Source organism: Streptomyces sp. NPDC050548 (assembly GCF_044457385.1).
Taxonomy (GTDB): Bacteria; Actinomycetota; Actinomycetes; order Streptomycetales; family Streptomycetaceae; genus Streptomyces.
In genome coordinates this window covers 224,775-250,688 of record NZ_JBITGV010000002.1, presented here as the reverse complement: position 1 = coordinate 250,688, position 25,914 = coordinate 224,775, and the positions used below count along the sequence as shown (strand labels likewise).

The 25,914-nt window shown below is 70.8% G+C and carries 24 protein-coding genes; 10 read left to right on the top strand and 14 right to left on the bottom strand.

The window, feature by feature from the left end:
• Window positions 1-23: 23 nt before the first annotated feature.
• The 6 genes from ACIBJH_RS06960 to ACIBJH_RS06935 form a co-directional block, all read right to left on the bottom strand.
• On the bottom strand, window positions 24-1,136 hold the full coding sequence (locus ACIBJH_RS06960; RefSeq protein WP_399115800.1) for an alanine--tRNA ligase-related protein: 1,113 nt from the start codon (window positions 1,134-1,136) through the stop codon (window positions 24-26).
• Window positions 1,137-1,255: 119 nt separating this feature from the next.
• Window positions 1,256-2,191, bottom strand: coding sequence for a lysophospholipid acyltransferase family protein (locus ACIBJH_RS06955; protein WP_399115799.1), 936 nt, complete (start codon window positions 2,189-2,191; stop codon window positions 1,256-1,258).
• A complete protein-coding gene (locus ACIBJH_RS06950) occupies window positions 2,191-2,964 on the bottom strand; it encodes a GNAT family N-acetyltransferase (protein ID WP_399115798.1) in 774 nt (257 codons plus the stop codon). Before ACIBJH_RS06950 ends, ACIBJH_RS06955 begins: the two co-directional genes overlap by 1 nt.
• A 214-nt stretch (window positions 2,965-3,178) precedes the next feature.
• Window positions 3,179-3,928 carry a succinate dehydrogenase/fumarate reductase iron-sulfur subunit gene (locus ACIBJH_RS06945; protein ID WP_399115797.1) on the bottom strand — a complete coding sequence of 250 codons (750 nt, stop codon included), beginning with the start codon at window positions 3,926-3,928 and terminating at the stop codon, window positions 3,179-3,181.
• Window positions 3,925-5,877, bottom strand: a complete 1,953-nt coding sequence (locus ACIBJH_RS06940) for a fumarate reductase/succinate dehydrogenase flavoprotein subunit (RefSeq protein WP_399115796.1) — start codon at window positions 5,875-5,877, stop codon at window positions 3,925-3,927. Before ACIBJH_RS06940 ends, ACIBJH_RS06945 begins: the two co-directional genes overlap by 4 nt.
• A 1-nt stretch (window position 5,878) precedes the next feature.
• Window positions 5,879-6,550: a succinate dehydrogenase gene (locus ACIBJH_RS06935; protein WP_399116370.1), complete on the bottom strand. Its 672-nt coding sequence runs from the start codon at window positions 6,548-6,550 to the stop codon at window positions 5,879-5,881.
• Between the two features lie 120 nt (window positions 6,551-6,670).
• Between ACIBJH_RS06935 and ACIBJH_RS06930 the strand changes: the two genes are divergently transcribed.
• Complete coding sequence (locus ACIBJH_RS06930; RefSeq protein ID WP_329262836.1) at window positions 6,671-7,552, top strand: LysR substrate-binding domain-containing protein; 882 nt, start codon at window positions 6,671-6,673, stop codon at window positions 7,550-7,552.
• A gap of 43 nt (window positions 7,553-7,595) precedes the next feature.
• Window positions 7,596-8,819, top strand: coding sequence for a PQQ-binding-like beta-propeller repeat protein (locus tag ACIBJH_RS06925; protein WP_399115795.1), 1,224 nt, complete (start codon window positions 7,596-7,598; stop codon window positions 8,817-8,819).
• Between the two features lie 12 nt (window positions 8,820-8,831).
• On the opposite strand, the gene ACIBJH_RS06920 is transcribed toward ACIBJH_RS06925, so the two are convergent.
• The 3 genes from ACIBJH_RS06920 to ACIBJH_RS06910 form a co-directional block, all read right to left on the bottom strand.
• Window positions 8,832-10,976, bottom strand: coding sequence for a putative bifunctional diguanylate cyclase/phosphodiesterase (locus tag ACIBJH_RS06920; protein WP_399115794.1), 2,145 nt, complete (start codon window positions 10,974-10,976; stop codon window positions 8,832-8,834).
• Complete coding sequence (locus ACIBJH_RS06915; RefSeq protein WP_399115793.1) at window positions 10,973-11,785, bottom strand: SAM-dependent methyltransferase; 813 nt, start codon at window positions 11,783-11,785, stop codon at window positions 10,973-10,975. The genes ACIBJH_RS06920 and ACIBJH_RS06915 overlap by 4 nt, the downstream gene beginning before the upstream one ends.
• A gap of 339 nt (window positions 11,786-12,124) precedes the next feature.
• Entirely contained in the window at window positions 12,125-13,084 is a 960-nt protein-coding gene (locus ACIBJH_RS06910) for an SCO0930 family lipoprotein (protein ID WP_399115792.1), read from the bottom strand.
• 269 nt (window positions 13,085-13,353) lie between these two features.
• On the opposite strand from ACIBJH_RS06910, the gene ACIBJH_RS06905 reads away from it, so the two are divergent.
• From ACIBJH_RS06905 to ACIBJH_RS06895, 3 genes are all read left to right on the top strand, one after another.
• Window positions 13,354-13,971 (top strand): hypothetical protein, encoded by a 618-nt coding sequence (locus ACIBJH_RS06905; protein WP_399115791.1) that lies wholly within the window; start codon window positions 13,354-13,356, stop codon window positions 13,969-13,971.
• 15 nt (window positions 13,972-13,986) lie between these two features.
• Window positions 13,987-14,751, top strand: a complete 765-nt coding sequence (locus ACIBJH_RS06900; protein ID WP_399115790.1) for a DUF4239 domain-containing protein — start codon at window positions 13,987-13,989, stop codon at window positions 14,749-14,751.
• A gap of 222 nt (window positions 14,752-14,973) precedes the next feature.
• Entirely contained in the window at window positions 14,974-15,522 is a 549-nt protein-coding gene (locus ACIBJH_RS06895; protein WP_201055780.1) for a hypothetical protein, read from the top strand.
• Window positions 15,523-15,618: 96 nt separating this feature from the next.
• Here the strand turns inward: ACIBJH_RS06895 and ACIBJH_RS06890 are convergent, their stop codons facing one another.
• Entirely contained in the window at window positions 15,619-16,122 is a 504-nt protein-coding gene (locus ACIBJH_RS06890; protein ID WP_399115789.1) for a hypothetical protein, read from the bottom strand.
• Between the two features lie 332 nt (window positions 16,123-16,454).
• On the opposite strand from ACIBJH_RS06890, the gene ACIBJH_RS06885 reads away from it, so the two are divergent.
• A complete protein-coding gene (locus ACIBJH_RS06885) occupies window positions 16,455-17,126 on the top strand; it encodes a class F sortase (RefSeq protein WP_093623622.1) in 672 nt (223 codons plus the stop codon).
• A gap of 39 nt (window positions 17,127-17,165) precedes the next feature.
• Here ACIBJH_RS06885 and ACIBJH_RS06880 read toward each other — a convergent pair whose 3' ends face one another.
• Complete coding sequence (locus ACIBJH_RS06880; protein ID WP_399115787.1) at window positions 17,166-18,005, bottom strand: polysaccharide deacetylase family protein; 840 nt, start codon at window positions 18,003-18,005, stop codon at window positions 17,166-17,168.
• Between the two features lie 91 nt (window positions 18,006-18,096).
• Complete coding sequence (gene lysX, locus ACIBJH_RS06875) at window positions 18,097-21,375, bottom strand: bifunctional lysylphosphatidylglycerol synthetase/lysine--tRNA ligase LysX (RefSeq protein ID WP_399115786.1); 3,279 nt, start codon at window positions 21,373-21,375, stop codon at window positions 18,097-18,099.
• A gap of 91 nt (window positions 21,376-21,466) precedes the next feature.
• Here lysX and ACIBJH_RS06870 point away from each other — a divergent pair, with 91 nt between their 5' ends.
• On the top strand, window positions 21,467-21,928 hold the full coding sequence (locus ACIBJH_RS06870) for a universal stress protein (protein WP_399115785.1): 462 nt from the start codon (window positions 21,467-21,469) through the stop codon (window positions 21,926-21,928).
• A gap of 7 nt (window positions 21,929-21,935) precedes the next feature.
• Here the strand turns inward: ACIBJH_RS06870 and ACIBJH_RS06865 are convergent, their stop codons facing one another.
• Complete coding sequence (locus ACIBJH_RS06865; protein ID WP_399115784.1) at window positions 21,936-22,751, bottom strand: alpha/beta fold hydrolase; 816 nt, start codon at window positions 22,749-22,751, stop codon at window positions 21,936-21,938.
• 57 nt (window positions 22,752-22,808) lie between these two features.
• Between ACIBJH_RS06865 and ACIBJH_RS06860 the strand changes: the two genes are divergently transcribed.
• Complete coding sequence (locus ACIBJH_RS06860) at window positions 22,809-23,285, top strand: MarR family winged helix-turn-helix transcriptional regulator (RefSeq protein ID WP_399115783.1); 477 nt, start codon at window positions 22,809-22,811, stop codon at window positions 23,283-23,285.
• Between the two features lie 7 nt (window positions 23,286-23,292).
• On the opposite strand, the gene ACIBJH_RS06855 is transcribed toward ACIBJH_RS06860, so the two are convergent.
• Entirely contained in the window at window positions 23,293-24,432 is a 1,140-nt protein-coding gene (locus ACIBJH_RS06855) for a CapA family protein (RefSeq protein ID WP_399115782.1), read from the bottom strand.
• A 222-nt stretch (window positions 24,433-24,654) separates the two neighbouring features.
• On the opposite strand from ACIBJH_RS06855, the gene ACIBJH_RS06850 reads away from it, so the two are divergent.
• Window positions 24,655-25,200 carry a sigma-70 family RNA polymerase sigma factor gene (locus ACIBJH_RS06850; protein WP_093623629.1) on the top strand — a complete coding sequence of 182 codons (546 nt, stop codon included), beginning with the start codon at window positions 24,655-24,657 and terminating at the stop codon, window positions 25,198-25,200.
• 157 nt (window positions 25,201-25,357) lie between these two features.
• On the top strand, window positions 25,358-25,873 hold the full coding sequence (locus ACIBJH_RS06845; RefSeq protein WP_399115781.1) for a hypothetical protein: 516 nt from the start codon (window positions 25,358-25,360) through the stop codon (window positions 25,871-25,873).
• The last annotated feature ends 41 nt before the right edge of the window (window positions 25,874-25,914 follow it).

Genomic DNA, 25,914 nt, shown 5'->3' with positions numbered 1-25,914 from the left:
CCCACGCACCCGCAGCCGAACCACTACCCCTTCAACCCGACGACCGACTCTCGGGGCAACCCATGAGTGTCGTGCAGATACTGATAGTCCTCCTCACTCAGAGGCCCCCGGTACTCCCGCCGGGACAACACCCGCCGCCCCCGCTCCAGCAGCAGACCGAACCGCCGCTCCTCGTCCAGAAGAACCTCCCGCACAGTGCCGGTACCGACAAGCTCACCCGGCAGATCACCCAACGTGCGCGAAGGATCGTCGCGCCGCAAAACCGTGAGCAACCGCCGGATCAACCGCCGCAGCACATACCCACGCCCGGTGTTGGAAGGCTGTACCCCGTCCCCCAAGACGACAACACTCGACCGCAGATGATCACAGACCACCCGCGTCGAGCGCTCGTCCAGATCCCACAACAGCGGAATCGTCCCCATCCACGGCTCGAACAGATCCGTCTCATAGACCGACCGGCACCCCTGGAGGACGGACACGAGCCGCTCCAATCCCATACCCGTGTCGACGTTGACCTGCCTCAGCGGCACAAGCCCACCGTCCTCGCCACGTTCGTACCGCATGTGCACGTGGTTCCAGATCTCGACCCAGCGCGAGTCGGTGGTCGGGCTGCCCTCCGGGGGGCCGTCTCCGGTCCAGAAGAAGATCTCGGAGTCCGGGCCGCAGGGGCCGGTCGGTCCGTTGGACCACCAGTTCTCGTCCCGGGTCGACTCGACGGGCAGGCCCAACTCCCGCCAGGTGTCCAGGGATTCGAGGTCGGTGTCGAAGACGGTGACGTACAGCTTCTCGGGTGGGATGCCGAAGCCGTCGCGGAGCAGTTCGTAGCCCCAGCGCAGGCTCTGTGAATGGCCGTAGTCGCCCAGCGACCAGGAGCCGAGCATCTCGAAGACGGTCAGGTGGGATCGGTCACCGACCTCGTCGAGGTCGGTGGTGCGCAGACAGCGCTGGACGTTGACCAGGCGCCGCCCCTGTGGATGGGGGCGGCCCTGGAGGTACGGCGTGAGCGGGTGCATGCCGGAGGTGGTGAACAGGACCGGGTCGGACGGCGGTGGCAGAAGGGTGCTGCCGGTGATCGGCTCGTGCCCGCGTTCGCGGTAGAAGTCGAGGAAGGTGCGGACGGTGTCGTCGGTGTTCATGGCGGTGAGTCCTTCGGGTCGGGTGGGGACCGGAAAGGAACCGCGGGGAGACCTGCGAAGAGGCTGGAAACGACACGTCCCGGCGGTCCGTTTCCGGCCGCCGGGAGAGGTGAGTGAGGTCAGGCGTCGGCGGCCGGCGAGCTGGTCGCTCGCGCGGTCGCGGTGCCGGTGTGCCTGATGATCCTCATGGCCGCGACGCTAGCAGGACGCCTCCGCGTCGTCCTGCGAATTTTCACCGGGGTCCGCGCCACCGAGGTGCAGTGGTCCGGGTGGTGGGCCCGGCCCGACACCCCGGTCTGCGCGGCGTGGGCGAGGGAGCGGCGGTCGGGGTGGCTGCCGGGCGCTATGGTCTCCCCCACCTCGACGTCGGCGACCAGTCCGCGCGTCGACACCACCCGCCACACCGAGGTGAGCAGCGAGTCGCTGCCGACGAAGGCGGGCGCGGTGCTCGCCGTACCGCCGTCGGTCAGGTAGTGCAGGCCGACCGGCTGGACGGGTACGCCGGCGTCCAGCGCGGCCTGGAAGACGGCCCGCCGGAAGTGCCCCTGGGCCAGGCCGCACCAGGTGCTGCCCTCGGGGAAGACGGCGACCGCTCCCCCGGCCCGCAGGGCGCCCGCGATGGAGGCGACCGTCTCGGGCAGCGCGCGCAGCCGGTCACGGTCGATGAAGAGGGCGCCGCTGCCCGCGGTGAGTGTCCCGGCCACGGGCCAGTGCCGGATCTCGGCCTTGGCCAGCATGCGGGCCGGGCGTACGGCGGCCATCAGCGGGATGTCCAGCCACGAGATGTGGTTGGCGACCAGCAGCAGTCCGCCGGTGGACGTGGTGCTGCCGCTGATGCGGAGCCGGATGCCGGCGGCCCGGACGACGGTCCGGCACCACCAGCGCACCGCGCGGGCCGGGATGCGCCCGCCGATCGGTGTGAGGGCGGCCCCGGCGGCCACCACGACCAGTACGGCCACGAATCGCAGCACGGCGCGCGGTACGGCCGTGACGGACCCCGTCGACCCGATGCACGTCCTGGGGGTGCAGGGCGCGCTGGGCAGCCAGACGCTCATCAGGCCGGGACGAGCGAGAGGAAGTGCCGCAGATAGCGCGGGTTGACCCGGCGCATCGACAGCAGCACGTACAGGTCGGCGACCCCGAAGTCCGGGTCGTGGGCGGGCTCGCCGCAGACCCAGGCGCCGAGGCGGACGTAGCCGCGCAGCAGCGGCGGGAGTTCGACGCGGTCGGTGGGGCGGGTGACGCCGTCCGGGCTCCAGGGCCGCAGCGGGCGTACCCGGAACTCCTCGGGGGCGAGGTGCTTGGCGCTGACCCGGTCCCAGGTGCCGGCGGCGAGGGCTCCGCCGTCGGCGAGCGGGATGGAGCAGCAGCCGGCCAGCCATTCGTGGCCGCGGTCGACCATGTAGCGGGCTATGCCGGCCCAGATGAGGCCGATGACCGTGCCGTCGCGGTGGTCGGGGTGGACGCAGGAACGGCCCACCTCGACGAGGCCCGGGCGGATCGGGTCGAGGGGGGCGAGGTCGAACTCGCTCTCCGAGTAGAGCCGTCCGGCGACCGCGGCGCGCTCCGGCGGCAGCAGCCGGTAGGTGCCGACCACCTGGCCGGTGACCGTGTCGCGGACGAGGAGGTGGTCGCAGTAGGCGTCGAAGGCGTCCACGTCCAGGCCGGGCTGCGGGCTGGACAGGTGGGCGCCCATCTCCCCGGCGAAGACGTCGTGCCGCAGCCGCTGCGCGGCACGCACATCGTCCTCGTCACGGGCGAGCGTGACGGTGTAGCGGGTCGGCGCGGCGGGCTGCGGGGGACGGTCGAGGGTGGAAACGCCGGTCATGGCTCTCTCCTGGTCACGGGCCGGGGGCGGCTCGGCGGCGAGCGGTGCCGCCTTACCTGTTGTGCCGACGCCGACTGTCCGTGGCGTGACCCGCGAAGAGAGAGACGATGTGGGGTTGTTGAATGCCAGGGGTGCTTGGCGGAGCCGGAAGCGAGCACCACTCCGGCTCCGCCCGTCCGCACCCTGCCGGCGAACGTTCGGTGAGCTGGGACGTCTAGCGCTTGGCCACCTTGCGCGTCGCCCGCAGCCACTCCTTGTTCATCCCCGTGATGGACACCAGCGGGATGCCCTTCGGGCAGGCGGTCGCGCACTCGCCGGCCAGCGTGCAGCCTCCGAAGCCTTCCTCGTCCATCTGCGCCACCATGTCCAGCACCCGCGTCTCACGCTCGGGGGCGCCCTGCGGGAGCACGTTGAGGTGGTTGATCTTGGCCGAAGTGAACAGCATCGCGGCGCCGTTCGGGCACGCGGCCACGCACGCCCCGCAGCCGATGCACTCGGCGTGCTCGAAGGCGAAGTCGGCGTCCGGTTTGGGGACGGGGGCGGCGTGGGCCTCGGGGGCCGCACCCGTCGGCGCGGTGATGTAGCCGCCGGCCTGGATGATCCGGTCGAAGGCCGAGCGGTCCACGACGAGGTCCTTGACGACCGGGAAGGCCGAGGCGCGCCACGGCTCGATGTCGATCGTGTCGCCGTCCTCGAAGGACCGCATGTGCAACTGGCAGGTGGTGGTGCGTTCCGGGCCGTGCGCGTCGCCGTTGATGACCAGGCTGCACGCGCCGCAGATGCCCTCACGGCAGTCGTGGTCGAAGGCGACCGGGTCCTCACCCTTGAGGATGAGTTCCTCGTTGAGGGTGTCGAGCATCTCCAGGAACGACATGTCACTGGAGATTCCGTCCACTTGGTAGGTGGACATGGCGCCTTCGGCGTCTGCGTTGCGTTGCCGCCAGACGCGCAGGGTGAGCTTCATGCGTAGCTCCGCTGAGTGGGGTGGACGTACTCGAAGACCAGGTCTTCCTTGTGCAGCACGGGAGATGACCCCGTACCGGTGAACTCCCAGGCGGCGGCGTAGCCGAACTCCTCGTCCCTGCGCGCCGCTTCCCCGTCCGGGGTCTGCGACTCCTCACGGAAGTGGCCGCCGCAGGACTCGGCGCGGTTGAGCGCGTCGAGGCACATCAGCTCGGCGAGTTCGAGGTAGTCGACGACGCGGTTGGCCTTCTCCAGCGACTGGTTGAACTCCTCGCCGGTGCCCGGGACCTTGATCCGCCGCCAGAACTCCTCGCGGATCTGCGGGATGCGTTCCAGCGCCTTGCGCAGTCCGCTGTCGGTGCGGGCCATTCCGCAGAACTCCCACATGAGTTCGCCGAGTTCACGGTGGAAGGAGTCGGGGGTACGGTCGCCGTCCACTGCCAGCAGCAGGTTGATGCGGTCCTCGGTCTCGGCCAACGCCTCCTGTACGGCGGGGTGTTGGATACCGATCTCCTCGTGTCCGGGGTGCCGGGCGAGGTAGTCGTTGATGGTCGCCGGGAGCACGAAGTAGCCGTCGGCGAGGCCCTGCATCAGCGCGGAGGCGCCGAGCCGGTTGGCGCCGTGGTCGGAGAAGTTGGCCTCGCCGATCGCGAACAGGCCCGGGATCGTGGTCTGGAGGTCGTAGTCGACCCAGAGGCCGCCCATCGTGTAGTGCACGGCGGGGTAGATCCGCATGGGGACCGTGTACGGGTCCTCGGCGGTGATCCGGGCGTACATGTCGAAGAGGTTGCCGTACTTCTCCTCGACGGCCTTGCGGCCCATCCGCGCGATGGCGTCGGCGAAGTCGAGGTAGACGCCCTGCCCACCGGGGCCGACGCCCCTGCCCTCGTCGCACACGTTCTTCGCGGCGCGGGAGGCGATGTCGCGGGGCACCAGGTTGCCGAAGGACGGGTAGATGCGCTCAAGGTAGTAGTCGCGCTCCGCCTCGGGGATCTGGTTGGGCGGGCGCTCGTCCCCCTTCGCCTTCGGCACCCAGATCCGGCCGTCGTTGCGCAGCGACTCGCTCATCAGCGTCAGCTTGGACTGGTGCTCGCCGGTGCGCGGGATGCAGGTCGGATGGATCTGCGTGAAGCACGGGTTGGCGAAGAGCGCCCCGCGCCGATGCGCCCGCCAGACAGCGGTGGCGTTGGAGTTCATGGCGTTCGTCGACAGGTAGAAGACGTTGCCGTAGCCGCCGCTGGCGAGGACGACCGCGTCCGCGAAATACGTGTCGATACGGCCGCTGATGAGATCGCGCGCCACGATCCCGCGCGCCTTCCCGTCGATGACGATCAGGTCGAGCATCTCGGTGCGCGGGTGCATCTCGATGTTCCCGGCGGCGATCTGCCGGGACAGTGCTTGATAGGCGCCCAGCAGGAGTTGCTGCCCCGTCTGGCCGCGCGCGTAGAAGGTCCTCGACACCTGCACACCGCCGAAGGAGCGGGTGTCGAGGAGGCCGCCGTACTCCCGCGCGAAGGGCACGCCCTGCGCCACGCACTGGTCGATGATCTCCACCGAAATCTGCGCCAGGCGGTGGACGTTGGACTCGCGGGCCCTGAAGTCGCCGCCCTTGACGGTGTCGTAGAAGAGGCGGTGCACGGAGTCGCCGTCGTTGCGGTAGTTCTTCGCCGCGTTGATGCCGCCCTGGGCGGCGATGGAGTGGGCGCGGCGCGGGGAGTCCTGGTAGCAGAACTGGACGACGTGGTAGCCCTGTTCGGCGAGGGTGGCGCCGGCGGAGCCGCCCGCGAGGCCGGTGCCGACGACGATCACCGTGTGCTTGCGCCGGTTGGCGGGGTTGACCAGCTTGGCCTCGAAACGGCGGGTGTCCCAGCGCTCGTTGATGGGGCCGGTGGGCGACTTGGTGTCGGTGACGGGTTCGCCGGTCGTGAAGTCCGCGTATTCAAGGGCCATTTCAGCTCACCACTCCGGTCATGACGCCCACGGGCACGGCGATGAAGCCGGCCGTGAGCAGCAGCGCGAGGACATTGGCGGTCGTCTTCAGGGCGCGGTCTCGGCTGTGGCTGCCCGCGCCGAGGGTCTGGGCCGCGCTCCAGAAGCCGTGCCGGACGTGCAGGCCGAGGGCGAGCATCGCGACGATGTAGATGGTGTCGCCGTACCAGGTGGAGAAGGTGTCCACGACGTTCTGGTACGGGTGGCCCTCCTGGAAGCCGCCGGAGTGCACGGTGCCGGTCGTCAGGTCGAGGATGTGCCAGACGATGAACAGGGCGAGGATGATCCCGCCCCAGCGCATGGTGCGGGTGGCGTAGGTCGCCCGGGGTTTCTTGTGCACGTACTTGCTGGGGCGCGCCCTGATGTCGCGGCGGCTGAGCTGGTACGCGGAGACGGCGTGCGCGATGACGGCGACGACCAGGACGATCCGGATCAGCCAGAGCGTCCACTCGTAGTGCATGAAGGGCTCGCCGACGGTGCGCAGCCAGTGGGCGTAGTGGTTGAACTCGCCCGCGCCGAAGAAGATCTTCAGGTTCCCGATCATGTGGACGACCAGGTACAGCAGCATGATCAGGCCGCTGACCGCCATCACTGTCTTCTTGCCGACGGAGCTGTCCCACACCGTGCGCGCCATCGACGGCCGTCGGTCCGTCCGCGTTGCCAGAGCCATGTCTACGGACGTTAGGTCCCGGGAAGTCGATCGGTCCAAGACATGATCCGCCTGGATTCCATAGGCTACGACTATCGTGACTGCATGCAGTTCCAACAGCTCCAGTACTTCGTGGCCGTCGCCGAGACCCGGCACTTCACCCGGGCCGCCGATCTCGTGCATGTCGCGCAGCCCTCGCTGTCTCAGCAGATCAAGGCGCTGGAGCGGGAGTTGGGGGCCGATCTGTTCCTGCGGGCGCGGGGCAACATCACGCTCACGGACGCGGGCGAGGCACTGCTGCCGCTGGCCCGGCGGATCCTGGCCGACGCGGACACGGCCCGGCACGAGGTCCTCGAACTGGTCCAGCTGCGCAGCGGCCGGATCCGGCTCGGCGCGACCCCGAGCCTGTGCACGGGGCTGCTGCCGGACGTGCTGCGCGCCTTCCACGACCGCTATCCGGGCATCCGGCTGCTGATCGAGGAGGGCGGTTCGCACGATCTCGTCCGCGAACTCGCGCGCGGCGCCCTGGACTTGGCGCTGGTTGTGCTGCCGCTGCCCACCCCGTCGCCGGCGCTGACCACGGTGGAGCTGCTGCGGGAGGACCTGGTGGTCGTGTCGTCACCGGAGGCGCCGGTGCCGGGGCGCGGGCGTACGGTCCGGATCTCCGATCTGGAGGGCGAGCGTCTGGTGATGTTCCGGCACGGCTACGACCTGCGCGAACTGACCGTCGCCGCCTGCCGCGCCGAGGGCTTCGAGCCCGACTTCGCGGTGGAGGGCGGCGAGATGGACGCCGTCCTCGGCTTCGTACGGGCGGGGCTCGGCGTGGCCGTGGTCCCGCGCATGGTCGCGACGAAGTCCGGGCGCGGGCTGCGGGTGACCCCGCTGGCGCGGCCCGGGCTGCACCGGACGATCGCGCTCGCGCATCGCAGCGATGTGGCTCCGCCGCGGGCCGCCAGAGAACTGCAGCGGATGCTGCTGGAGCGCTGATCGTCCGTACGATGAACCTTTCGCGTACGAGGGGGAACCAGAGATGCGAAGAACGTGGCTGGCCGGTGTGCCGCTGGTCGGGCTGATACTCACGGGCTGCTCGGGCTCGGGGAGCACGCCTTCCGGTGAGTCGCACCGGACGACGGTCTCGGCATCCGGAACGCCCAGCGCCGCGCCGACCGCCGCCGGCGCGGGGTGGAACGCGTGGACCGCCAACTACTCGGCGGCGGGGGGCCGTTGCGAGGCGACGGCTCACCAGGTCGTGTGCCGCACCGGTACCGGCGGTCTCGTCGGGCGGTCACGGAGCACCGGCGAAGTCACCTGGACCGTTCCCCCCGCCGGGCGCGGCAAGGACGCGGACCTGGTCGTCGACTCGGCCACCGAACGGGCCGTGACCAGCTCCGGCAAGGCGCTGCGCGCGGCGAATCTGCGCACGGGCAAGGCCGCCTGGACACGCCCGCTGGCCGACGGCTCCGCCTTCCCGGTGGTCATCAGGGTGGCGGACGGGACCGTCTACGTTCTCGAAACCCCGACGGCGGGCACGAAGGTCATCACCCTGGCCGCCTTCCGGGCGTCCGACGGCAAGGCACTGTGGGACCGCAAGGTCGCGGTGGATCCGTACGGGGACATGGCCGCCTTCGGGGGCCGCGTCTACACCACCGACGGCACGAAGGTCACCGCGCGCGACGCCCGTACCGGCGCCACCGTGGCGACCACTCCCAAGGGCGTCGAGTGTTCGTACCTCATCTCCGGCGGCAAGCACCTCGTGTGCACCGGCAGCCCGATCTCCGCCGGGGACGTCTTTCCGCCGCTCCAGCGGCTGGACCCGGACACGCTCCGGCCGATGAAGACGGCCGAGGACACGGGAGACAAGCCCGAGCGCGGGGTGATCTCGTCCGACGGCGTGCTCGTGCTGTACGAGGCCAACGCGGAGGACTCCAGCGCCGGTTCCTGGAACGCGTACGACCTCGTCCACCCCAAGAGGCTGTGGAGCTACGACGACACCACGGAGGAGGGGGAGTTGGCGGGTGACCGGTTCCTCACCTTCACCCCGCGCAACGACGCCGCCGTCCGGGACCGGGTCATCTCGATCGACCTGCGCGCCGGTCCGAAGGGGACCGGCGACGCCGCGCCGCACCTGTCCCCGCGGTACTCACAGGCGAGGGGCGGGGAATACCCCAGGCTCGCCGTGCCGGGCGGTGACCCGGGCCATGTCCTCGTGCAGGCGGGCACCCATCGCAGCCTGCGGTCGATCCCGCTGCCCTGAGGCAGCGGTCGCTCAGCCCGTCGCGTCGACCAACGCAAGTTCGTGCAGCCGCTCCGGCGGGCCGGGGCGGGCGTAGTACCAGCCCTGGGCCGTGTCGCAGCCGAGTATCCGCAACTGCTCGGCCTGCGCGCCCGTTTCGACGCCCTCGACCGTCACCGCGAGGTTCAGGCTGTGGGCGAGGGAGACGATCCCCTCGACGATCTTGAGGTCTACGGGGTCGGCCGGGAACTGCTGCATGCCCTGGGTGAAGGAGCGGTCCAGCTTGAGGATGCTCACGGGCAGGCGGCGGAGGTTGGCGAGGTTGGAGTAGCCGGTGCCGAAGTCGTCGAGGGCGATGTCGACGCCCATCTCGGCCAGCCGCCGCAGCGGCTTGAGGAGGTCGTCGTCGGCGCCGATGAGCGCGGACTCGGTGACCTCCAGGCAGAGTGCGTCGGGGCTGACGCCCGCGCGCTCCAGGATGTCGACGGTGTCCTGCACCAGGCCGGGATGGCTGAGCTGGCAGGGCGAGAGGTTGACGTTGATGCGCAGCGGGCCGGTGGCGTCGTTGCCGCCGTGTCGTTCCTGCCACTGCTTGGCCTGCCGGACGGACTGGTCGAGGACCCAGCGGCCCAACGGCACGATGAGGCCCGTGTGTTCGGCGAGCGGGATGAACCGGTCGGGGCCCAGGACGCCGTGCTGCGGGTGCAGCCAGCGGACCAGGGCCTCGGCGCCGCGCACACTGCCGTCGCCGAGGTGGACCAGCGGCTGGTACTCGATGAAGAACTCGTTGCGGTCCAGCGCGGCCGGGAGTGCCGTGGTCAGACCGTGCCGGGTGATGGCGCGGGCGTCGGCCTCGGGGTCGGCGAGTTCGAAGCGGTTGCCGCCCGCCGACTTGGCCCGGTACATCGTGATGTCGGCGCTGCGCAGGACCTCCGCCGGGCCGCGCTCGCCGGCCGGGCCCTCGACGATGCCGATGGAGCCGCGCACGGTGAGGTCACGGCCGTCGATGCTGACGGGGGTGATCAGCGCGTTCATGATGCGGCCGGCGAGTTCGTCGACCTCGCGCTCGGTGTCGGGGCCCGTGGTCAGTGCCACGAACTCGTCGCCGCCGAGCCGGGCGACCATCTCGCCGGGCGCGGTCGCGCAGGACTGGAGCCGGTCGGCGACCTCGACGAGCAGCCGGTCGCCGGCCGCGTGGCCGAGGCTGTCGTTGATGGTCTTGAAGCCGTCGAGGTCGAGGTAGCACAGCCCGAACCGCTGGTTGTCGCCCGCGCCGAGCGCCTTCTCCAGGCGTTCGAAGAACAGGGTGCGGTTGGGCAGGCCGGTGAGGGCGTCGTGGGTCGCCTCGTAGCGCAGCCGCAGGTTGAGCAGCCGGCGCTCGGTGGTGTCCTCCATGAGGGCGAGCTGGTACTGCGGTTTGCCGTCGGCGTCGCGCAGCAGGGAGACGGTGAGGTTGGTCCACAGGACCGTTCCGTCAGGCCGGTAGAACGCCTTCTCGACGTGGTAGTGCTCGCGCTCGCCGCGGACGAGTTCGTCGTAGAGGGTCCAGGTCTGGGGCGCGTCGTCGGGGTGGGTCCACTCGCGGACGTTGCGGCCGCCCATGGTCTGGTCGGAGATCCCGAACATGCGCAGCAGCGCGCCGTTGACCTGGAGGATGTTGCCTTCGAGGTCGGCCATGCCGATTCCTATGGCCGCGCCCTCGAAGACCGCGCGGAAGCGGGCCTCCGTCGCGTGCAGGGCCTGGGCGACGACGCCCTGGGCCTGGAGGGCGGCCACCGAGATGGCCTCCTGCTCGGCGAGGGTGCGCTCGCGCAGTTCCTGGGCGAAGCCGGCGGCCATGGCGTGCTGGAGGCGGGCGGAGCGGATCCGCAGGTCCTCCTGTGAGCCGTCGCCGCCGCAGTAGAGCACCAGGTAGGCGTCGACGCACTCCAGGGTGCGGCTGAGGGCGTCCGGGTCGGTGCAGTGCGCGGCGACGAGGGCGGCGCCGACCTGCTTGCCCGCCTCGGCCTCGAAGGTCCTGGCGCGCAACGCGTCGCTCAACCGCCGTGCCAGCGGCAGGAGCAGCTCCTCGAACTCCGGGCGGGTCAGCGAGGTCGAGGTCGCCGGGAACACCGCCCGGCTCCAGATGGTCGCGAACCTGCGCAGTCTGTCCTCCGGCCCGTCCGGCTCCGCGGTCACGCCGTGCGTCCTACGCCGGCGAAACCGGAGAAGGAATACGGATCCTCGTCCTCCGGTGCGGTGTCGGGCCGCCAGTCCGGCATCGGCACCAGTCCGGGTTCCACCATGTCGTACCCCTCGAAGAACCGCGCGATCTCGTCGCGCGAGCGCATGATCAGCGGATTGCGAATGTCCTTGTACACGTCGACCGCGCCCTCCGCACGCTCCGGTGGCAGCGGGATTCCCTCGTACGAGGCATGGGTGAGGATCAGCAGGCTGCCGGGCGCGAGTGCGTCGCGCAGCTGTGCCACCGCTCCGTACGGGTCGTCCACGTCTTCCACGAAGTGCAGTATGGCAACGAGAAGCAGGGCCACTGGCCGATTCACGTCGATCAGGCGCTGAACCTCGGCGCTCGCCAGGATCTCCTGGGGCTTGCGGAGGTCGGCCGCGACGACGTCCGTGGTCGCGTTGCCCGCGAGGACCGCCTGGCTGTGCGCGACCGCCACCGGGTCGTGGTCGACGTACATGACATGGGCGCCGGGGCTGGCTTCCTGGGCCACCTCGTGGACGTTTCCGAAGGTGGGGATTCCGGAGCCGATGTCGAGGAACTGGGTGATGCCCTCGGCCGCCGCGAAGCGAACGGCGCGACGCATGAACGCCCGGTTCGCCTGCATGATCTTGGGGAGTCCCGGCATGAACTCCATGGCCTTGCGGGCCGCTTCCCGGTCGACCTCGAAGTTGTGCGAACCGCCCAGGTAGTAGTCGTAGATACGCGAAACGCTCGGCACCGAGATGTCGATGCTCCGTGGTGCCCAGGCGGGACGCTCCATGTATCTCTCCAAGGCTCAGGCGATCCGGTGTTCGAGCTGAGGCTACTGATCGCCCGCCAAAGGAGCGAGCGGAAACGGAAATTGACCGTCCGTTCCCGGTCACTGCCTGCGGCACGTGCCGAATTGACGTGTGGGGACACGCGGAGAAGCGCGGAGAATGCCGGAATTTGCTACGCGGGTAATGCCAAAGCGGCCCGCCCCCTCCGTGCGGTGCGGAGGGGGCGGACCTGGGGTCGCGCGCGCTGTGTTGTTCGGCATTTCTGTCGCTTGCCCGCGACCCTCCCTTCCGCGTCTCGGTGCCGAGTGGGCGGGGAGCGATCAACCCTGGGGAGGTTCTCGCTACGCCGCGGGCGCGCCGACCGCTTTTCCTTCAGGGGAGACGGCGTACCAAGTGCCGCCCACGCCCTGACCGTTGGTCTGTCCGGCGGCCGTGTCACCGGAGAAGGTGTAGATCGGCCAGCAGTCGACGGTCATCTGCTTGGCGCCGTCGGACCGGGTGAAGCCCATGAGGCCCTTCTTCTCGACGCCCTTGGTGTCGTTCGCCGAGACGATCCCGACGGCCGGCCACTTCTCAGCGCAGGCACCGACGCAGTTCGAGACGGACTTGGGCCATGCCTTGTCCTTGAGGAAGCGGTAGACCGTGTGGCCGTTCTTGTCGACGACGATGTCGCCGAGCTTGGCGTCCTTGCGGACGGAGAGGCCGGGCAGCGAGGCGAGGGTCGCCTTCTTGCCGTCGGGGGCGAGCGCGTACCACTTGCCGCCCACGCCCTGGCCGTTGACGTCACCGGCGTTGACGTCCTTGGCGTACCGGTAGGCGGGCCAGCCGCCGATGGTGAGCTGCTTGGTGCCGTCCGTGCGGGTCACCTCGCCGAGGAGGGACTTGTCAATACCGGCACCGGCAGTGGCGTCGTCGGCGGGAACCGGCGGCCATGCGGTGGCGCAGTCGCCGTCACAGTTGGACTTGGGGGGATTGGCCGTGTCGGCGTCGAAACGGTAGAGGGTGAGACCCGCTCCGTCGCTCAACACCTTGCCGAGATCGGGGTTGTTGGCAACGGTCAGCTGGCCCGCGGGCTCGGCCGCCGCGGCCTGCTGGCCGTCGGCTCCGTAGCCGTTGCCCGCCGCGCTGGGGCTCGACGTGGCGGCCCCCACGCTGCCATAACCTCCGGCCGCCGCCGTGGCACCGACGTTCTGTGCCGCAGAGGAAGGTGTGGTCACATTTTCCGAACCGCACGCCGCCGTCAACGCCATGACGGACACGGCCGTCGCCGCGAGTGAGGCGCTCCGCCAGGAGGTCTTCATCGTCAACTCCCCATAATCACCTGGATGTTGCAGCGCCCGTCTGTGCCGCCGCACGGTCCTAGGTACGGGTGGGGACCACGGAAGTGTTCAACGGCCGCAGAAAATTCTTTCCGACACCTGTGTCACGGCAGCCACCTCGCATGTGCGTACGCATCCGGCCACCTCCGGGAGCCGGTTCGTCAAACCGCCGCACAGCGCCTTCCACTCCTTCGGGGCAATCCTTCCGCGCCCCGGCGCGCCCCGGCCCGCGAGGCCTCATGATCTCCGTCGTGCATGGACCCGAACCGACCCGAACCGCCCTCGTCGCAAGGGTGTTGACCCTGGTGACGCTGACCTGGCTGCTGGCGGGCGCACCGGCGGGCCTGGCGGCGGCCGACGCGTGCGCGTACGCCTCGACGGGGCCGGACGGCACGGAGGCGGTGGCGGTCGCCGGCAGCGGCTCCTGGCCGACGCCCCCGGCCTGTCAGAAGCCGCCCCCGAAACCGACTCCGCCGCCGTGTCCCTCCCCTACGCCCACTCCGCCACCGCCGAAGCCCACACCGCCGCCCCCGCCGAGACCGAAGCCCACACCGACTCCGGCACCCAGGCCGACGCCGACGCCCAAGCCGCGGCCCACGCCGAGACCCACGCCACCGCCGCCCGCTCCGGCACCCCGCCCTGCGCCCGCGGCTCCGCTGCCCCGGCCGACCCCGACACCCACGCCCACACCGACCCCGCCGCCGAAGCCGAGGCCCGCCCCGCATCCCGCGGCGACCCCGGTGAGTTATCCGAAGTACCACGCCCAGCCGCACCCGCGGCCCGCTCCCAGCCGGACGCCGCCGGTCGTCTACGTCCTGCTCATCACCCTGCCCGCGGTGGTCGCCATCGCCGCGCTGCGTCCGCGCTGATCCCGGAGGAACCCCTTGTCGGAATGGCTTGTTCTCGCCCTCGCGATGGCGGCGGCCTGTGTCGTCGTCGTCATCGTCACCTTTCTGCGCGAACGCGCGGCGTCCGAGGACGAGGACCCCAGCGAGACCCCGGACGTCATCGAGTACATGACGATGTGGATCGGCGTGGTGTACGCCATCGTCCTGGGGCTGGCGATCGCCGGTGTCTGGGAGGCCCGCAGCGCCGCCCAGGACCATGTGCAGGCGGAGGCACAGGCGCTGCACGAGATCTCGGCGCGGGTGCGGGCCTATCCGCCGGACGAGCGCGACCGCATCCGGGCGGATGTCGACGCGTATGTCTCACAGGTCGTCAACGTCGAGTGGAAGACGATGGCGGACCACCAGAAGCTGACCCAGCGCGGCACCGACCTCCTGGAGCGCATCCGCGCGGATGTCACGGACTACCAGCCGAAGACGGACTTCCAGGCGCAGGCCTACCAGCCGCTCGTCGAGCAGGTCGCCGCCGCGGACCTGGCACGCAGCGCCCGCGCGGACTCCACCGGGGCGACGATGCCGGCGGTGGTGTGGTTCGGGCTGCTCGCCGGGGGCGTGATCACCATCGGCATGGTCTTCGCGCTCCAGATCCGGCGTACGCCACGGGAGCTGATCCTCGCCGGGCTGTTCTCGGCGCTGATCGCGTTCCTGCTGTTCCTGATCTGGGACTTCGACGCGCCCTACAGCCGTGGCATCACGGCCTCGGCACAGCCGTTCCTGAACCTCTTCCCGCACATCAAGGACTGACGGCCCCTCACCGGGACCACCCGCCGGGGGACGTCCGCCGCGCCGCGGACGTCCCCCGGTCGCAGGAACGGCGTCCCCTGTGCGGCCCACACGGTTGCCCCATTCGCGCGACTGGGATCGCGGGAGCGCACACATGTTCCTAGCGTTTCGGACATCGAGGTGCATTTACGGCGCCAGCGGAAAAGGTCCGCGGCTGCTCCTCGGGGACCCGGAGGAATCACCATGCGCGCGATACGCGTCGCCTCGGCCGCACTGCTGGGCATCAGCGCCCTCGCCCTCGCGGCGCCGGCCGCCGTCGCGAAGGGCGACGGCAACCACAACATCACGCCGTTCGGCTTCAGCGTCCTGCCCTCGACGATCGCGGCGGGCGGCCAGGTGACCCTGCAGATCGACCGCGACAGCGGCGGCTGCCGGGGCTCCGCCACGGTCTCCTCCGGGATCTTCGACACCGTCAGGATCTCGCCGGGCCAGTCCTCGGCGACCGCGATGGTCGACTGGGACGCCAGGCCCGGCGCGGTCTACCAGGTGACGTTCACGTGCGGCGGCGAGAGCGGCTCCACGAGTCTGACCATCGCCTCCGGTCGCACCAACAACAACATCCAGCCGCTCCAGCCGTCGCAGCAGATGCCCCGAGGGGTACGGGCCGGTGAGGGCGGCAGCATCGCCGGCTTCGACCTCAAGGAGCTGGGCATCGGCGCGGCCCTCATCGCAGGCTCGGTCGGGGCGGCGTACCACTTCTCCCGTCGCCGTACCGGAGAGGACGGCGCCTGACCGTTCCACCACCCGCACAGGCCTTCGCCCCGGAACCCGAAAGGGTCCGGGGCGAAGGCCTGTTCCGTGCGCCTCGGCCTCCGAAGGGGGGGGAGGTCAGATGGCGCGCTCGGCGCGGCGGCGCATCCAGAACACTCCGCCGCCCACGACGGCCGCGGCGACCAGGCCGCCGCCGATCGCCATGTCGGTCGGGGTCGCCCCGGTGGCGCTGCTGCCGCCGAGACCGCCGCGGACACCGCCGATGACGGTGTAGGCGGAGTCCCGGGTCAGCACGGAACCGTTCCGGCAGCGCACGGTGATGCTGTACGGGCCGGGGCCGGCGTTTCGGCTGATCCGCGCCGTTCCGCTGGCGGTCTGGCCGGCCCCGCCGACGAGCGAGGAGAGGTTCGCGGGGCGTTCGAAGCCGGGCGAGTTGGCGGTGGCCCCGGTGAAGCAGCCGTCGACCGTCACGGTCAGCTGGCCGCCGCGGGCGATCACGCTGGGCAGGGCGACGATATTGCTGGGGCTCTCCCCCATGCCGTCCGCGAGGGCCGCCGGGGCGGCGAGCCCCAGGACGGCCACCGCGGCACCGGCGGCAGCCAGAGCACGAGTTGTACGCATGTCATCCTCCGCGGAAGGCGCCCCGGGACCCGTCCCCGGTCGATCGGCGAGAAAACGCCTCCCAGACGCACCCTCAGATGCCTTGCACGCGCCCGCATTTCGGGAATGGTCCGTCCTGGTGAGAGGACACGCCGAAGAGAGACCGGACAATCGGATATTGCCGCAGGTCACGGACCGTCAGAAAATTCCTGCCGCCCCCTCCTCATATGGCGCACATAAGGATGACCGGGCCACCCGTTCGCGCCTGCCCCGTCGCCGGTTCCGCATTCGGGACTTAGCGTTCTCGTATGCGCGATTGACGTGGCGACGGCCGCGTCGAGAGGGGATGGCGAATGTCTGCGTCCGAGCTGTCCGAGCTTGCCGAAGAGGAGGAGCGGCAGAAGAAGCGCGCCCCGTGGGGAGTGATAGCGCTTGTTCTGCTGACGGGTCTCGCGCTCATTCGGAATGGTTCGGGAGAGTTCGATGTGGGGCCGCCGCAGCCGGCGTCGGCCGCAGCGGCCGACAGCCGTACCGGCGTCGGCACCTTCGGCAAGGCCCCGGCCCCGCTCCCGTACTCCGTCGCCGACCGGGTGCGGATCCCGGCGATCCGTGTCGACGCCCCGGTCATGCCGGTGGGCCTGGACGCGGACGGCTGGGTCGGCGCCCCGCCGCCGGAGGACCCGAACCTGGCGGGCTGGTTCACCGGCGCCGTCTCCCCCGGCGAAAAGGGCACGGCGGTCGTCGTCGGCCATGTCGACAACAAGATGGGCCCCGCCGTGTTCTACGGACTCGGGGCCCTCAAGAAGGGAAATCGCGTCGAGGTCGAGCGCAAGGACGGAAAGACGGCGGTATTCGAGATCTACGGCATCGAGGTCTTCGAGAAGAGCAACTTCCCCGGCGACCGCGTCTATGCCTCGAAGGGAACTCCGGAACTGCGCGTCATCACGTGCGGGGGCGGCTTCTCCAAGCAGAACGGCTACGACGGGAATGTCGTCGTCTTCGCCCGCCTGGTCGAGGTCCGCTGAGCGTTTTCCCGGCCGGGCGGGCGAAGAACCGTCAACCCGTCAACTGGTCCGGCGGCGCGGCAGCGTCATGTGATAGCCGGAGTCGAGCAGGTGCGGCAGATATTCGCGCAGCGCCTTCACACTCTGGGAACGGTCGCCCCCGGCGTCGTGCGAGAGCACCACGACGCCGGGGGCGGCGCCGTCCTCGACCGCGTTGACGATGTGGCGGGTGCCGGGTGTGTTCCAGTCGAGGGTGTCGACGGTCCACGCGAGGGGTTCCATGCCCATCTCGGAGCCGAGTTGGAAGGCGGCCCGGTTCCAGGCGCCGTAGGGCGCGCGGAACCACAGGGGTCGTTCCCCGTAGGCGTCCTCGATGACATCGCTGGTGCGTTCCATCTCGGAGCGGATCTGACCGCGGGTCAGCTTGGTCAGCAGGGGGTGCGACCAGGTGTGGTTGCCGACGACGTGGCCCTCGTCGGACATCCGGCCCAGGATGTCGCGGTTCCAGTCGGCCATCTCGCCGCACACGAAGAACGTGGCGCGGACGTCGTACTCGGCGAGGGTGTCCAGGATGTGCGGGGTGTAGCGGGGGTCGGGTCCGTCGTCGAAGGTGAGCACCATGGTGTTGCCGCGCCCGGACATGCGCAGGAAGGGTTCGTGCCGTACCGGGACGTGGGCGAGGGTGGTGTGGGGTGCGCCGTATCCGGCCACGGGCTGGAGGCGGTAGGAGGAGGGCTTGCGCGCGAGGCGCGGTGGGGGCCCGGCGGCGGGAGCGGCGGCCCGGACGGGGGCGTCGTCCGAGAGTCCGGAGTACAGCAGGCCGGCGGTGCCGGCCGCCCCGACGGCGGCGGCGCCGGCGAGCAGGGCCCGTCGGCGCGTGAGCGACTGATCCTTCTTCATGACTCATCAGTCGCCCGGCAGGAGACCGCCGCCCCACGGCAACACCGGTGCGGCGGCAGGAAAACACCCGCCCGGCCCAGCGTTCGCGCGCTCAGCGGCGCCGGACGAGGGGGAACGGCAGCGTCTCACGGATCGTCAGACCCGTGAGGAACATGACCAGTCGGTCCACGCCGATGCCGAGTCCCCCGGTGGGCGGCATCGCGTATTCGAGGGCGTCGAGGAAGTCCTCGTCGAGCTCCATCGCCTCGGGGTCTCCCCCGGCGGCCAGCAGCGACTGGGCGGTGAGGCGGCGGCGCTGTTCGACGGGGTCGGTCAGTTCGGAGTAGGCGGTGCCGAGTTCGGTGCCGAAGGCGACGAGGTCCCAGCGTTCGGCGAGCCGCGGGTCGGTGCGGTGCTGCCGGGTGAGCGGGGAGACGTCGGTCGGGAAGTCCTTGTAGAAGGTGGGCAGCCGGGTCGGCTCCTCCACGAGTCGTTCGTACATCTCCAGTACGACGTCCCCGCGCGGGTCGTCGACGCCGTACGGCACCTTGGCCCGGTCGCAGAGCCGGTGCAGGGCGGGCAGTTCGGTGTCGGCGTCGACCGGCTCCCCCAGCGCCTCGGAGATCGCGCCGTAGACGGTCTTGACCGGCCAGGGGCCCGAGATGTCGTACTCCTCGCCGTCCTTGCGCGCGACGGGCAAGCCGAAGGCGGCGGTGGCCGCGCCCTGGATCAGTTCGCGGGCGAGGTCGAGCATCACGTCGTAGTCGGCGTACGCCTGGTAGGCCTCCAGCATCGTGAACTCGGGGTTGTGCTTGTAGGAGACGCCCTCGTTGCGGAAGGTGCGGCCCATCTCGAAGACCTTCTCCAGGCCGCCGACGCAGAGGCGTTTGAGGTACAGCTCGGGGGCGATGCGCAGATAGAGGTCGAGGTCGTAGGCGTTGATGTGGGTGGTGAAGGGGCGGGCGTTGGCGCCGCCGTGGATCTGCTGGAGCATCGGGGTCTCGACCTCCAGGTAGCCGCGCTCCAACAGGCCCTGGCGCAGGGCCTGTACGGCGGTGGAGCGGGCGCGGACCACGTCGCGTGCGGCGGGGCTGGCGACCAGGTCGAGGTAGCGCATGCGGACCTTGGCCTCGGGGTCGGTGAGGCCGCGGCGTTTGTCGGGCAGGGGGCGCAGGCACTTGCCGGTGAGCTGCCAGGAGGTGACGAAGACGGTGGGTTCGCCCTTGTCGCTGGTGCCCGCGCGGCCGGTGGCGGTGATGTGGTCGCCGATGTCGGTGTCGGCGGTGAAGCGGTCGAGGTCGGGGCCCGACTCGGCTCGGGTGAGGGCGAGTTGGTGGTCGCCGGACCAGTCGCGCAGGGTGAGGAAGACGATGCCGCCGAGGTCGCGGACCCTCATCACCCGTCCGGCGACGGTGACTTGGTCCCCCGTGCGGATCTCGGCGAGGGTGTGGGTGCGCGGTGGGACGCCGACCGGGTAGGGGTCGGTACCGGTGGCGATCAGGCGGTCGAGGGTGCGGTGCCGGACGCGGACCTGTTCGGGCAGGCCGCTGTCCGGGCCGTCGGTCCCGGCCTCGTCCCCTCCGGCGAGGCCGAGCGCCGACAAGGACGGCAGCCCTGCGGTCGTCGCGGGCCGCTGTCCACTCTTCGGGTGCCCCTTTCCCCAGAGTTGGCGCAGCGACGGTACGGAGACAAAGCCCTCGGCGATGCCGGAGGCGAGGCTGATGCGGGCCAGGGAGGCGGTCTCGCCGTAGCAGATGAAGCGGGGGTACCACTCGGGGTGGTACTTGGCGTTGGAGCGGTAAAGGGCCTCCAGTTGCCACCACTTGGAGAAGAACAGCAGCAGGCGGCGCCACAGACGCAGGACCGGGCCCGCGCCGATGCGGGCGCCCTCCTCGAAGGCCGAGCGGAACACGGCGAAGTTGAGGGAGATCCGGTGGACGCCCAACTTCGGTGCGGTGGCGCAGAGTTCGGCGACCATGAACTCCATCACGCCGTTGGGCGCGGTGCGGTCCCGGCGCATCAGGTCGAGGGAGACGCCGTCGCTGCCCCAGGGGACGAGGGAGAGCAGGGCGAGCAACTTGCCGTCCTCGCCCAGGGCTTCGACGAGGAGGCAGTCGCCGTCGGCCGGGTCGCCGAGGCGGTCCAGGGCCATGGAGAAGCCGCGTTCGGTCTCGGTGTCGCGCCAGGCGTCGGCACGGTCGACGACCTCCTCCATCTCCGCGTCGGTGAGGGTGGCGTGACGGCGGATGCGGCAGGTGGCACCGGCACGGCGGACTCGGCCCACGGCCTGGCGGGTGACGCGCATGTCGCGTCCCGCGAGGTCGAAGTCGGCGACGTGCAGGACGGCCTCGTCGCCGAGTTGAAGGGCACCAAGTCCCGCGCGGGCGAAGGCCCTTGCGCCCTCCTCGGAGGCGCCCATCACCGCGGGGGCCCAGGCGTGGCGGCGGGCCAGGTCGAGCCAGGCGGCGATGGCGTGCGGCCAGGCCTCGCGGTCGCCGACCGGGTCGCCGCTGGCGAGACAGACACCGGCCTCGACGCGGTAGGTGACGGCGGCCTTGCCGCTGGGTGAGAAGACGACGGCCTTGTCGCGCCGGGTGGCGAAGTAGCCGAGCGAGTCCTGGCCGCCGTAGGCCTTCAGGAGGGCGCGGATGCGGTCCTCCTCGTCTCCGTGCAGGGCCGCTTCGAGGCGCTGGGAGCGGAAGAGGACGGTGGCCGCGTTGAGGAGGGCGAGCGCGCCGAAGAGGCCGAGGAGGAAGAACAGGGCGCGGGGCGGGCGGCCGTCGAAGGAGCGGCCGGAGACCAGTCCGCCGCAGACCCGGTCGGCGGCCCAGCCCAGGTGCTGGCTCTCGGGGAGCGTGCCGGGGAACAAGGAGACCAGTCCCCAGCCGGCGAGGATCGCGACGGCGAGTCCGGCGAACAGGACGGCGAGGGCCCGGCGTACGGCCGCGCGGCGGGAGGCGGCGTAGAACTGCCCGCGGGCGACGATCAGCAGGACCAGCAGCAGGGCGCAGACGATCAGGGACGGGAGGGACTCGGCGTACAGGCCGAGGGCCACGCCCAGGACGTCGGTCAGGACGAGCAGGCCCAGATAGACGACGACCAGCCACCAGGCGATCTTCTTGCGGGCGGCGGTCGCGGCGGCCAGCAGGAAGAGGAAGACCGCGTAGGCGAGGTTGGCGCTGACGGGGACGATGAGGAGGTCGAGGAAGCGGACCACGGGGCGCAGGACGCGGCGCAGCGGGGCGATGAAGGCCAGCAGCACACAGAGCAGGCCGAGGGCGCCGAAGAAGGTCGCGAAGCCCTCCGGCACCCTGCTGAGGAAGCCGTGGCCGGGCGGCCGTACCGGAGCCTTGGTGTCCTTGGACCCGGGCGCCTCCACGGTGGCAGTCATGCTTCCGACTGTAGGAACAGGGCGGTCACCGCGCCCGTCGAGAGCTCCCCGGGCAGGTTCGGGACCTGCGGGTTCCGATAGCCTGCCAGCCGTGACGGAACAGCATCCAACTCAGTTCGAGCGGGGCACGGACGGGCCGAAGGTCATCGTGGTCGGGGTGGACGGCTCCGATTCCTCGTTGCGGGCCGCGGCCTATGCCGCCGGTCTGGCCCGGCGGCAGCACGCGCTGCTCGCCCTCGTGTACGTGCAGCCGGTGCTGGCGGCGGGCGCGGCCGTGGGGGCGCCGGTAGCCGAGACGACCGACGAGATCGCCGAGGACCTGGTCGCCCAGATCCGGCACGAGACCGAGCGGGTGAAGGGGATATTCGACATCCGCTGGGAGTTCCACACGTTCCGCGGCGACCCCTACGGCGGCCTGGTGAAGGCCGCCGACGAGCTGAAGGCCGATGCGGTCATCGTCGGCGCCTCCGAACAGGCCGGCCACCGCATCGTCGGTTCGGTCGCGGTGCGGTTGGTGAAGGCGGGGCGGTGGCCGGTGACGGTGGTGCCGTAGGGCGCCGTCAGAGGGAGTGCAGGAAGTCCAGGAGGATCGCGTTGAACTCCCCGGGCTTCTCCATGTTCGGGTAGTGGGCGGCGCCCCCGATCGTGGTCGAGCGGCCGTTTTGGACCGTGTCGGTGAAGCGGTTCGCCATGGCGAGGCTGTCGGGCCAGTCGAGGGCGCCGTTGATCGCGAGGACCGGGACGTCGAGTTTCGGGACGCGGGGCCACGGGTCGCCCAGCGGGACGTACCAGTCGCGCTCGCCCGGTGTGTGCTTGGCGAGCGTGTGGGTGGTCAGTTCGCGCAGGCGCCGGATGACGGACGGGTCGACGTCGGCCACCTCGCGGTGCGGGCCCGCCACGCCTTCGGTGAAGTGGTCGAGCCAGCCCGTGAAGTCACCGGCGGCGAGCAACTGCCCGACGCGGGCCTGGCGTTCGAGCAGCTGGGGGTCGGTGTACTCGAACGCGCTGGTGCCGGCGCCGGAGACGACGATCGCCCGGACCGGTTCGGGGTGTTCCAGCGCGGTGTCGGTGGCGACGGCCGCGCCCATGCACAGGCCGACCAGGACGGCGGGCCCGAGGTCGAGGTGGTGCAGGAGTGCGCCGAGGTCGTCGGCCCAGCGGAACGGCCTGCTCGCGTTGGCCGAGAAGCCGTGGCCGCGGATGTCCGGGGCGATGACGCGGAAGTCGCGGGCGAGGACCGGTATCTGGTCGTCGAAGACGCGGTGGTCGGCGAAGCCGGAGTGGAGGAGGACCACGGGGTCGCCGGTGCCCACGTCACGGTAGGCGAGGTCCCCGTCGGCAGATGCGAAGAAGCTCAGTTCCGAAGCAGCTGTCATGACAACCAAGGTGTCATCTTTGAAGAAGGTTGGCAACCCAGGTGTCATGATGGGCCCGTGAACGACTCCGCTCCCCTGTCCCCCGACGAACTCGGCCACCGCCTCACCGAGGTGTTCGACCTCGTCGGCCCGCTCTACCGGCGCGCCCTGCGCAAGGTCGAGCAGGGCGAACCGGTCGAAGGGGTCTCCGTCGGCGTGCGCGCCGTACTGGACCTGCTGCGACAGCACGGGCCCATGACGGTGCCCCAGATGGGCCGGACCCTGGCCCTGAGCCGGCAGTTCATGCAGCGCATGGTCAACGAGGCCGCGGCCCACGACTGGGTGAAGGTCACACCCAACCCCGCACACCAGCGGTCCTCACTGATCCGGCTCACCGAGGAGGGCCGGTCCGTCATCACGTCCGTCCTCGGCCGCGAGCACTCCCTGAACCGTCAGGTCGGCGGCGATCTGACCGACGCCGAGGTCCGCGCGTGCGTGCGGGTGCTCACCGAGATCCTCAAGACCTTCGACCATGTGGACGTGGACGAGGACTGACCGTCCGCTACTTCCCCATCACCAGCCCGTCCTTCGCCGCGCCCCGGCTCAGCACCAGCTCGCGGACGCGGTCGCGGTCGGCGGTCAGTTCGGCGCCCTGGTCGATCGCCCGGTTGACGTCGACGACCCGGCCCGCGTCGACGTCGAACAGCTGCGGAACGAACTCCGCCCTGGCCACCTCCCACCGCGCGCCGGACCGGACGGGCGGCACGAAGGTGAAGCGGGCGAGGGTGCTCGTGTTGCCGCCGGGGTCCTGGGTGCCCGCGTTGTCGAACATCTCGCCGGTGACCTGGTCGCCGAGCCCGTAGACCACCCAGGTGCCGTTGACCTTCTCGTACGCCTGCGGGGTGCGGGCGTGGGTGCCGAGGATCAGGTCGATGTCGGGGCGGCCGGCGGTGCGGGCGGCGGTCAGTTCCCCGGCCAGCGCGACCTGTTGCGGGTCGGGCGCGTCCTGGCCCGGTGTGCCCCAGCGCAGGGAGACGACGACCACGTCGGCGCCCGCACGCCGGGCCTCGCGGGCGTCGGCGAGGATGCGGGCGGGGTCGAGGAGGTTGACGGACCAGGGCTCGCCGGCCGGGAGCGGAACGCCGTTCGTGCCGGCGGTGTAGGCGAGGTGGGCGACCTTCGCGGGACCGGCGCGCAGCAGTGTGACCGTGCGCGCCTCGGCGTCGCCGCGCGCCGTTCCCGCGTGCCGTACTCCGGCGCCGTCGAGGGTGTCGAGGGTGTGCTGGATGCCGAAGGGGCCGTCGTCCAGGCTGTGGTCGGAGGCGGTGGAGCAGCTGTCGTAGCCGGTCGCGGCGAGGGCCCGGGCCCCCTCCGGCGGGGAGTCGAAGAACGGGGCGCCGGTGCGGTCGCCGTAGGCCGTCTCGATATGACAGAGCGCCAGGTCGGCCCGGGAGACGAGGGGTTGGACGCCGGAGAGCATCGGCGCGAAGTCGTAGCCGGTGCCGCCCGCGTCGAAGCGGGCGCGGTCGAGGACGGCACTGTGCGGGAGGATGCCGCCGGCGGCGACGAGGGTGAAGCCGCGGGCGGCGGGGGGTGCCGGGCGGCCGGCGGCCTTCGGGTCGTGGTGCTGGGCCTGGCAGGCGGCGGCCGCGGCGAGAATGCCGACCAGGGCGACGGCCACCTGTCGTCTGCGTGCGATCATCAATTCACCCCACTGTGGTCATATTTACCCACCGATAGGTATGAACCTCAGCGCCCCCGCAAACGACTTCGGGCCCCTCATGACCCGTCCGGTGTGCGCGTGTGGGGGATCACCGGCCGGCGCGGACCGTTCGTCGCACCGTTCGTCGACGCGATCGACCGTCCGCCGCAGCCCCCTGCGCGCGCCCTGTCCCCGGGCCGCACGCTGCGATGCCATACGGCCATGACGGCCGGACCCACGCTCACCCACGGAACGACCGCCGAGCACGAGCTCGCCGCACTGCAGCGCGAGCACGGCAGGCCGCTGTTCGCACTGCTGCTCCGGCTCTGCGACGGCGACCGCCAGCGCGCCGAGGACCTCGTCCAGGAGACCCTGGTACGGGCCTGGCAGCACCCCGAGGCCCTGCGCGCCGACGACTTCGAGTCCGTACGGCCCTGGCTGCTGACGGTGGGCCGGCGGCTCGCCATCGACGCGCGGCGGGCCCGGCAGGCGCGACCGCCCGAGGTCGGGGACGCGGTGCTGGAGAACGCGCGCGTCTGTGCCGATCACGCGGAACGGTCGGCGGCGACGCTCGATGTGCGGGAGGCTGTGAAGACTCTCACTCCGGAGCACCGTGAAGTCCTGGTGCTCGTGTACTTCCAGGGGGCGAGTGTGGCGGAGGCCGCGGCGGCCCTCGGGATTCCGCCCGGTACGGTGAAGTCCCGTGCCTATTACGCGCTCCGCGCCCTGCGCCGGGTGCTTCCCGGCTATGCGGCCGACCTGCGGTGAAACCAACTCCTTAGTCAAACCTCCGTAAAGCGCCTTGCTCAGGACCCCGGTTGAGTAATCGGCTGTCCTCATCCGTGTTCCGGACTGGGGGGCTCGGGGGTTCCTGACGGAGCCTCGGGCCGGGCGACGCGCACGCACCGGAGGAAGGCAGGAAGGGATGCTGCACAGAGGTCAAGAGAGCACGGACGGCACCGGCGGCGGTGAACTCACCGTCCCCATGGCCTGGTTGTACGCCGAGTACATCGCCGACGAACTGCTGCGGACCGGCGACCTGATGCCACCGACGTCCTTCGAGTTCCGCGCCGGACGGGACGCGCTGGCGCTGACCATCTTCCTCGCCGACACGGACGGTGAATTGTCCGGTATCAGGGTGGTCACCCAACTTGAGACCTGGCTTTCGCTCACGGCGTACGACCAGCCGTGGCAGGACTGGGTCCAGGAACGTATGTCCAAGTTGACGGCGGAGGCGGTCGAGGCCGGCGTCGACGCACCGGACCTCGCGCTGGCGGAGAACGCCTGGCGCTGGCTGGAGGAGACCGAGCTGCTCGCGCCCGATCTGGACGCGGTGCCGGGAGGCGGTCCGGTGACCGGTGAGGACGACGGGCCGAAGGTCTGGACGCCCGCCTGGCAGCTGGGTCTGCCGCTCGGCCATCTCGCCATCCATCTTTTTTGAAACAGGGACCAATCCACGGGTTCGACCGCTACGAATTCGTG

Coding starts and splice junctions, on each gene's coding strand:
- ACIBJH_RS06960 (WP_399115800.1), bottom strand. CDS start 1,136: ATGAACACCGACGACACCGTCCGCACCTTCCTCGACTTCTACCGCGAA.
- ACIBJH_RS06955 (WP_399115799.1), bottom strand. CDS start 2,191: ATGAGCGTCTGGCTGCCCAGCGCGCCCTGCACCCCCAGGACGTGCATC.
- ACIBJH_RS06950 (WP_399115798.1), bottom strand. CDS start 2,964: ATGACCGGCGTTTCCACCCTCGACCGTCCCCCGCAGCCCGCCGCGCCG.
- ACIBJH_RS06945 (WP_399115797.1), bottom strand. CDS start 3,928: ATGAAGCTCACCCTGCGCGTCTGGCGGCAACGCAACGCAGACGCCGAA.
- ACIBJH_RS06940 (WP_399115796.1), bottom strand. CDS start 5,877: ATGGCCCTTGAATACGCGGACTTCACGACCGGCGAACCCGTCACCGAC.
- ACIBJH_RS06935 (WP_399116370.1), bottom strand. CDS start 6,550: ATGGCGCGCACGGTGTGGGACAGCTCCGTCGGCAAGAAGACAGTGATG.
- ACIBJH_RS06930 (WP_329262836.1), top strand. CDS start 6,671: ATGCAGTTCCAACAGCTCCAGTACTTCGTGGCCGTCGCCGAGACCCGG.
- ACIBJH_RS06925 (WP_399115795.1), top strand. CDS start 7,596: ATGCGAAGAACGTGGCTGGCCGGTGTGCCGCTGGTCGGGCTGATACTC.
- ACIBJH_RS06915 (WP_399115793.1), bottom strand. CDS start 11,785: ATGGAGCGTCCCGCCTGGGCACCACGGAGCATCGACATCTCGGTGCCG.
- ACIBJH_RS06910 (WP_399115792.1), bottom strand. CDS start 13,084: ATGAAGACCTCCTGGCGGAGCGCCTCACTCGCGGCGACGGCCGTGTCC.
- ACIBJH_RS06895 (WP_201055780.1), top strand. CDS start 14,974: ATGCGCGCGATACGCGTCGCCTCGGCCGCACTGCTGGGCATCAGCGCC.
- ACIBJH_RS06890 (WP_399115789.1), bottom strand. CDS start 16,122: ATGCGTACAACTCGTGCTCTGGCTGCCGCCGGTGCCGCGGTGGCCGTC.
- ACIBJH_RS06885 (WP_093623622.1), top strand. CDS start 16,455: ATGTCTGCGTCCGAGCTGTCCGAGCTTGCCGAAGAGGAGGAGCGGCAG.
- ACIBJH_RS06880 (WP_399115787.1), bottom strand. CDS start 18,005: ATGAAGAAGGATCAGTCGCTCACGCGCCGACGGGCCCTGCTCGCCGGC.
- lysX (WP_399115786.1), bottom strand. CDS start 21,375: ATGACTGCCACCGTGGAGGCGCCCGGGTCCAAGGACACCAAGGCTCCG.
- ACIBJH_RS06865 (WP_399115784.1), bottom strand. CDS start 22,751: ATGACAGCTGCTTCGGAACTGAGCTTCTTCGCATCTGCCGACGGGGAC.
- ACIBJH_RS06855 (WP_399115782.1), bottom strand. CDS start 24,432: ATGATCGCACGCAGACGACAGGTGGCCGTCGCCCTGGTCGGCATTCTC.
- ACIBJH_RS06850 (WP_093623629.1), top strand. CDS start 24,655: ATGACGGCCGGACCCACGCTCACCCACGGAACGACCGCCGAGCACGAG.
- ACIBJH_RS06845 (WP_399115781.1), top strand. CDS start 25,358: ATGCTGCACAGAGGTCAAGAGAGCACGGACGGCACCGGCGGCGGTGAA.